This is a genomic window from Collinsella aerofaciens (assembly GCF_901212495.1).
In the GTDB taxonomy this organism is placed as follows: Bacteria; Actinomycetota; Coriobacteriia; order Coriobacteriales; family Coriobacteriaceae; genus Collinsella; species Collinsella aerofaciens_H.
In genome coordinates, this window is sequence record NZ_CAAKNY010000038.1 from 28 (window position 1) to 6,643 (window position 6,616).

Genomic DNA, 6,616 nt, shown 5'->3' on the forward strand with positions numbered 1-6,616 from the left:
TCGCTTCCAAAAGTGGAGGATCAGCGTGGTGCCTTTTGGTGGAGGGGGGATATTGATTAATTCGGGTAACAGTTTTTTAACGCCGGGAACGATGTTAAAATAACCAAAATGCTATCTAGGAGCTTTGATTTTATGGCAACCGAGGCAGCTACCCTGCAAAACGTGACGCGCTCGTTCCTCTGGCATTCAATTATGTTGTTTATAGGGGCGGCTGGTCTGTATTGTGTTGCGCCAAGTATTTATACGGGCCTTTCTGGCACCGTTCTTATCGGTCTGCATCTGCTTTCGGGCTTCTGTGTGGGCCTCATCTCTCGCCCTGTGAGACAGGGTATTTCCAAAAGGCTTTTTGGACTTATGCTCGTAGACATTGCACTTCTTGTGATGTACACGATATCTCTTAATGTCTTTCATCAATTTCATGTTGTGGTTTCGGCGCTCGCGTTCATTTTGTTGTTACTAGCCCCCTTGCTTGTCGCTTGCTGTTCTTGGGCGCTTGGCGGTGAATTCGCAAACATACGTGCGGGATTAAAGGGGAAACATGTGGCCGATGGCTCTGCTCTCCACGGGTATCCTGAGCTCGCACTTTACAGCCCCGTTGTACTCTTGATTGCTTTGCTTGTTGGCCTTCAGTTTCTTCTCGTCCCGTTGATGGACTCCATCGGTTCTTTCCTTTCCGTTAACGCCGAGATGGGGGTTGCTGCCTTGCTCGTCGAACCTCTTGCGTTTGGTAATGCCGCCGTTATTCTCGATACGGATTGTTTGTTTTCGCGCAATATAAACATCGGAGCTGTGCTCCTGAGCTTTGGTGGGCATCAAGAGATCGTATTGCTTCTGGTTACCGTTTTGGGCAGTATCCTTGCCAGGGCCATAACGCGATTTTTCCCCGACTTAACGAGCGCTTTTTCTGCGGCCGCCAAATTAGGAGGAAAACACTCTGCAGTTGCCGATATCCCTACGGCTTCGGGTTTTTCTCAAAGGGAGTCCGCGGTTTTCTCTATGAGGATAGAGGGAAAAACGTACGAGGAGATTGCTTCTGCCTTGGACATTTCCCCGTCTACTGCCCGTACCTATTTGTCGCGGGCCTTGACTAAAACCGGATATAAAAGCATTTCAGAGGCGACGGCTGGACTTCTCTTGTCAAAGGATGCGTGGCATCTTGACGCAATAAAAGGCCATGATCACCGTTCAGAATCGCTGGAGTCCTCATCGTTCAATCAGGACTGCAGGATAGTCTTCGTCTGCTTCCTGTTTATGTATGCGTCTGGAATGGGCATCGAGGAAATCCTCGTATGCTTCGGCTTTGAGCATGATGCGATAATCCTATCGATAGCTATAGTGCTTGTGGCCCTGTGTTGCCGTGCGGCTATACGGTGGATGTCTGAAATGCACTTGTGCCTTTCGCCTGAACTCACCCTTTCTTCGGTGTCTGTGGGTGCTGGAGCAGCGTTCTGGGTTCACGATGTGGTAAGTCGACTGTACATTTTCTTTGAGTCCGTTGGGAGCGGTGAGGCCGTTGGCGGCCTTATGCCTGCCTTACGCGTGACTGCGTTCCTTGTCGTACTTATCCTTATGGGTAATTCGCTGCTATTCTTGCGTTCGAAAGATACGGTTCGGGTGGGTGATCGACGCGATACCGTGCGTGAGGCCTTCTTGAGGCTTGGTTTCACGCCGCTTTATGCCGATATCATGACATGCGTTTTTGATGGCAATAGAACCACCGAGATTTGCGCGCATCTTAACGTTGCTCGGGGAACCGTCAAAGAGGCCAAGAGCAAGAGCTATGCCTTGCTTGGAGTTCACTCGGAGCGTGAACTTAGAGATAGGGTTTTTAGTCTTATGGCAGATGTTATAGAAAATAGCAGGTAGAAGCCTGTAGACAAATAAGATTGTAAATCCATCCTACACGTCTACAGACAGTTCTGACGATGAAGGCGATACTTCCGGACAACGGGTCCGACGACTCGTGTGTTGCGAACCGGAGGTGCTTGCTGTGAAGACCTGTGATTGCCTCACATATGTACGGCTTAATTTAGAAGTTCTTGCGCGCAACCGGGGAATTATGTTGCTGACGGCGCTGCTCGCGCTCGTATTCTGCATCCCGGTATTTCTATCCGTTCCAACGGGAGCAGATTATCTATATGGTAGAGCTTCCATCGAAGACCAGAGAGCCCTTTTGGTCTCTCAAGTCTCTGACGGCGTTTATGACACTGCCCCACAGGAGCTCAACAGCATCATTGCCGACGAAAGGGCGTGCCTTGATCGGGCGCTTGAAAGCAAGGCGGGCTCCAGAGAGTATTACGATGCGATTGCCGATTACGACAATCTATTGCTCAAGGAATACCGACTCGGTTATTTGAATGGTGTTGATTCGGAGTTATCGCTTGAAGCCCAAGAACGTCTTCCCCGAGCCATATCGATGCTGGCCCATCCGGAATCGTACGACTCAACAACAAAAATGCCCGGGATGATTCTTCTCGCATATTATTGCGGCGCTGTTCCTGCAATAGCGTGGCTTTTGGTCCCGGTCCTCGTCCTCTATATGTCGCTTGAGGGGGACGGAAAGCGGTTCTACGATCGAGCGTTGTTGTCAAAGTTAGAGATGAATGCATGCCGCGTTCTCGTCTCTGGTATTGCATCGATGCTGGTTTTGGTTCTGGCGTTGGCTCCCTGTTTTGTATTGGCAACGGTGTTTAACGGTGTAGGTCAGACAGAGTACCCAGTCGTATTCATTCAGTATGGTGACGTAGTCGAAAGAACTGTGTTAGTTCAGCTAGGGCTATTTGCCGTCTTTGAAGCTGTGCTGTCGATGATGTTTGCTTGCTTGGGCGTGTGCGTGTACGCCGGAAGCAGAAACAGGGCCATTTCGTCCATGGTGATCGCTCTTGTGGGGGGCATAAGCCAGCTTCCGTTTTATGCGAGCAAAGATGCTCCATGGCATGCGTTGCTGCCGTATATGGTGTCGAGCTATTCTGCCTTTTCGTTTGCGCTCGGCGGCGCATCTTACGCCAATGGAGCGGAGGTATCTCTCGTTCCTGAAGCCAGTGCATCGCACTGCCTCTTTGCCGTGATGGGCGCGTTTGCTGTTTGCGCGTTGGGGGTCATTTCGTTTTCGTGTCTAAAAAGCAAGAATCGCTGGGCCTGGAACCATATTCGCCCGGATAGTTTGGGCGAGAAAAGCTTGCTCTCTCTGTCGCTGGATGCGTTGACGGTTGGAAAAAACCAGCTGGTAAAGGGATTGCAGTTTGATATGCCCGCTGGCCAGATATGGGGTCTTGTCGCGCCAAATGGACATGGCAAGACTACGCTACTGAATACTCTTTGGGGAGATGCTGGGCCATCAGTGCGCGTGTCAGGTTCTCTCTGTTTTCATGCGAAAGCGTGCGTTGACTGTGAGCAAATGAGAAAGGTTTTCTTCTTAGTTCCGAACGGGCCGCCTCTATTGATTCGGCACATGACCGTTGCTTTCCATCTCGATCGATGCAAGAAAATTTGGCATTCGCCTCGTACCTTGGATCAAGTGCTTAATCTCTTTGACTTGACTGAGTTGAAGAATATGCCCGTATCTAGGTTGTCTGATGGAAATAGACAATTGCTTAATGTTGCGATGGCCTATATGTCTTATTGCGAAGTCGTCCTTTTGGATGAGCCCATGAATGCGCTTGATGTGGGACATGTCGCAATCGTTTCGAATGCTCTTAGAGATGAAGCGGGTAGAGGAGCACATGTCATTATCTCTTCTCATCTTATCGGAAACCTCGAATCGCTCTGCGATGCCTCCGTATTGCTCACAGGGGATGACTCGCGTGTCGTTACCAGAGAAATGGGAGGTGATTCGAAATGGATCGGTAATGTGTACGCGCAGCTTTTCAAGACGAACGACAGCAAAAACTAGGAGAGGAAGACAACCATGAAACGACATATATCGAAGAACTTGGTGAAGGCATTGGCCGCATGTTTTATGCTTGCACTGTCGATGGGCGCAATTCCCAATTATGCGACGGCGCAGCCAGATACGGGTTCTGTTGCACCTTGTCGTCTTGTGACGGCGGATGTCTTGGACACCTACAAATCGTTCTCCACCGCGAGCTACCCGAGCGAGAATGTTGATTGCTTCGACCAGACATACAAGAGGTTGTCTTTCAAAACCTCTTATTCTCGTACGGGGCAAACGATCCTCTATACAGGTGCAGCGTTAAGCCCACGCGGGAACGGAATGCCTGGGTTTGAGACGAAATATAAGTGCACATATCGTACCTGGTAGATAACCCTAGGACCAGATTCTCTCCGAATTACTTTGCGGAGGATTGATCTAACGCTGCCGCTCCTGCGTTTATCTCAATCTGTAACATCTGACTGGCAAAAACGCTTCTACCTGTTGCAGATTGAGATTATTCGACGCGCGTTCTGTAGCTCGTCTCGATCTGTAACAGTAAGACGGCGATTTGGTCTCCATATGTTACAGATTGAGACGAAAGAAAGCGTGAGCCAGAAAACCGCCGCGAGGGAAAGCAGCTCCCTTGCGGCGGTTGGCGTTTGCCCAGATAAAACCTGCCAAAATAAACCTGTCCCTTTTTAGTGGGTTATCGCTTCCAGAAGTGGAGGATCAGCGTGGTGCGGTTTTGCTGCTCGGTTTTGACCAGGATGTTGTGGATGTGTGTCTTGACGGTGCCCACGGCAAGGAATAGCTCGTCAGCAATCTCTTGGTTCGACTTGCCCAGCACAACCAGACGCATGACTTCGGTCTCGCGGTTGGAGAGTTTGTAGGCGTTGCGATAGAAGGGCATCTGCTCTTCTATGTGCCGATCAAGATCGCTGACGTTCTTTTCCTCGGGCGCCTCCTGCATGCGGATTGAAAGCACGTGGTAGGAGTAGATGATCAGCAGAATCGCAAAGTAGCACGCAAAGACGTTTTCGCTAAAGTTGCGCTCGGACAGATATAGCTGCAGCCAAGAGGGCGCCAGACTCATGGGGACGACAAGGATGTTGTAGAAATCCTCGGCAACGATGCAACCGACCAGAATAGCGCCGATAATCAGGTGTTTTCGTTGGTTGTTAACGCGTGTCTTCAGCTCAACCTTTGTACTCTTATGAGCCGTCCAAAAGATATACAGTCCCATAAAGACAAGGAATACCTGACGCATCGTGTAGTAGAGCCACTGATGCATGGGGCCGGAGGGGACAGCGACGATAATCAGCGACTCGCACAGCAAAAACGTTAAAACGGGGATGGCGAACAACTTCTTGGAATGCTTATCAAGTAAGTCCATGGCAATGGCCCAAATAAAAGCCTGTGAAGCGGTCGCCACAAGGGTCCGCATTACAGGCATGGTAATTGAGTAATAGTCATTGGCCGGAAAACTTCGGTTTTGCAACGTGTATTCAAAAAAGAAGATCTCGGTCATCTCGATGGCATAGCAAATAAAAACGCCGCTGCCATAGATAAAGAACTGTCGACGAGACGAGGCGTAGGCGGCAAGCGAAAGCACTGCCGTCACAATACAGATTACGAGTATCGCTAGGGTATAGAAGAACATGAGCGTGTCCATATGTCACCGTCCTGTCTCATTTGATCTCTTATGGAGCCCGCTATATCCCCCCGGTATACATGCCTCCGCCGGTCGTTCCATTGCGTTCCATTGCGGATTAAACACCGAGATACAGCATAGCCGTATACCGTTCGCGGTTCCAGACGGTAAACCCCCTACAAGCCAGCTGCCTGCGGGTTTATATTGGTTTAGAGGGGATGTAACTCCGTGAACGGTCTTTAATCCCGAATAAACTAGGTGAAAATTGCATACGGGTGAATGATGGTCTTGTCAACACGAGGCGTGATGTTCGAGCGCCTCATAGTAATAGTCGGCAAGACCGGCGGAAAGGAAATCGACATGGCACTGCCTAAGGATTTCATCGACACCAACGACTTCACCAAAGAGCAGATCATGGCTATCGAGGATCTTGGCCTGGCAATGAAGAAGGCCATCAAGGTTGACGGTTATTATCCGCACCTGCTCCGCAACAAGAGCCTTGGCATGATCTTCCAGCAGGTCTCCACCCGCACCCGTCTTTCCTTCGAGACCGCTATGACCGACCTCGGCGGTCATGCTCAGTTCTATGGCCCTGGCACCATCCAGCTCGGCGGTCACGAGTCCTTGGGCGACACCGCTCGCGTTATGGGCTCGCTGCTCGACATCATGATGGCTCGCGTTGACCGTCACAAGGACGTCGTCGGCCTCGCCGAGGGCTCCGCTGTGCCCGTCATCAACGGCATGTCCGAGTTCAACCATCCCACGCAGGAGATGGGCGACCTCATGACCATGCTCGAGAACCTCCCCGAGGGCAAGAAGATCGAGGACTGCACCCTGGCCTTCATCGGCGACGCCACCCAGGTCTGCGTCTCCCTCATGTTCATCGCCTCCAAGGTCGGCATGAAGTTTGTCCAGTTTGGACCTAAGGGCCACCAGATCCCCGACGGCGGCCTGCACGTCGGCACCGTCGAGGAGCGCGCCGAGTTCGGTAAGCAGATGATGGCCATCGCCGAGGAGAACTGCAAGGTCTCCGGCGGCTCGGTCGTCATCTCCGACGACATCGAGTGCATCAAGGGCGCCGACTTCATCTA

At 51.1% G+C, this 6,616-nt stretch carries 3 protein-coding genes and 1 pseudogene; 3 read left to right on the plus strand and 1 reads right to left on the minus strand.

The window, feature by feature from the left end:
* Positions 1 to 132: 132 nt before the first annotated feature.
* Positions 133 to 1,866 (plus strand): helix-turn-helix transcriptional regulator, encoded by a 1,734-nt coding sequence (locus SFLMC1_RS03970; protein ID WP_222838027.1) that lies wholly within the window; start codon positions 133 to 135, stop codon positions 1,864 to 1,866.
* A 124-nt stretch (positions 1,867 to 1,990) separates the two neighbouring features.
* Complete coding sequence (locus SFLMC1_RS03975) at positions 1,991 to 3,892, plus strand: ATP-binding cassette domain-containing protein (protein ID WP_152074924.1); 1,902 nt, start codon at positions 1,991 to 1,993, stop codon at positions 3,890 to 3,892.
* Between the two features lie 688 nt (positions 3,893 to 4,580).
* Here the strand turns inward: SFLMC1_RS03975 and SFLMC1_RS03980 are convergent.
* Positions 4,581 to 5,546 carry a LuxR C-terminal-related transcriptional regulator gene (locus SFLMC1_RS03980; RefSeq protein WP_152074923.1) on the minus strand — a complete coding sequence of 322 codons (966 nt, stop codon included), beginning with the start codon at positions 5,544 to 5,546 and terminating at the stop codon, positions 4,581 to 4,583.
* 393 nt (positions 5,547 to 5,939) lie between these two features.
* Between SFLMC1_RS03980 and SFLMC1_RS11245 the strand changes: the two are divergent.
* Positions 5,940 to 6,557, plus strand: a pseudogene (locus SFLMC1_RS11245) (putrescine carbamoyltransferase); the annotation flags it as partial.
* Positions 6,558 to 6,616 lie beyond the last annotated feature (59 nt).

What these genes read in the sequence shown, in the direction of transcription:
- SFLMC1_RS03970 (WP_222838027.1), top strand. Translation starts at nt 133, where the DNA reads ATGGCAACCGAGGCAGCTACCCTGCAAAACGTGACGCGCTCGTTCCTC.
- SFLMC1_RS03980 (WP_152074923.1), bottom strand. Translation starts at nt 5,546, where the DNA reads ATGGACACGCTCATGTTCTTCTATACCCTAGCGATACTCGTAATCTGT.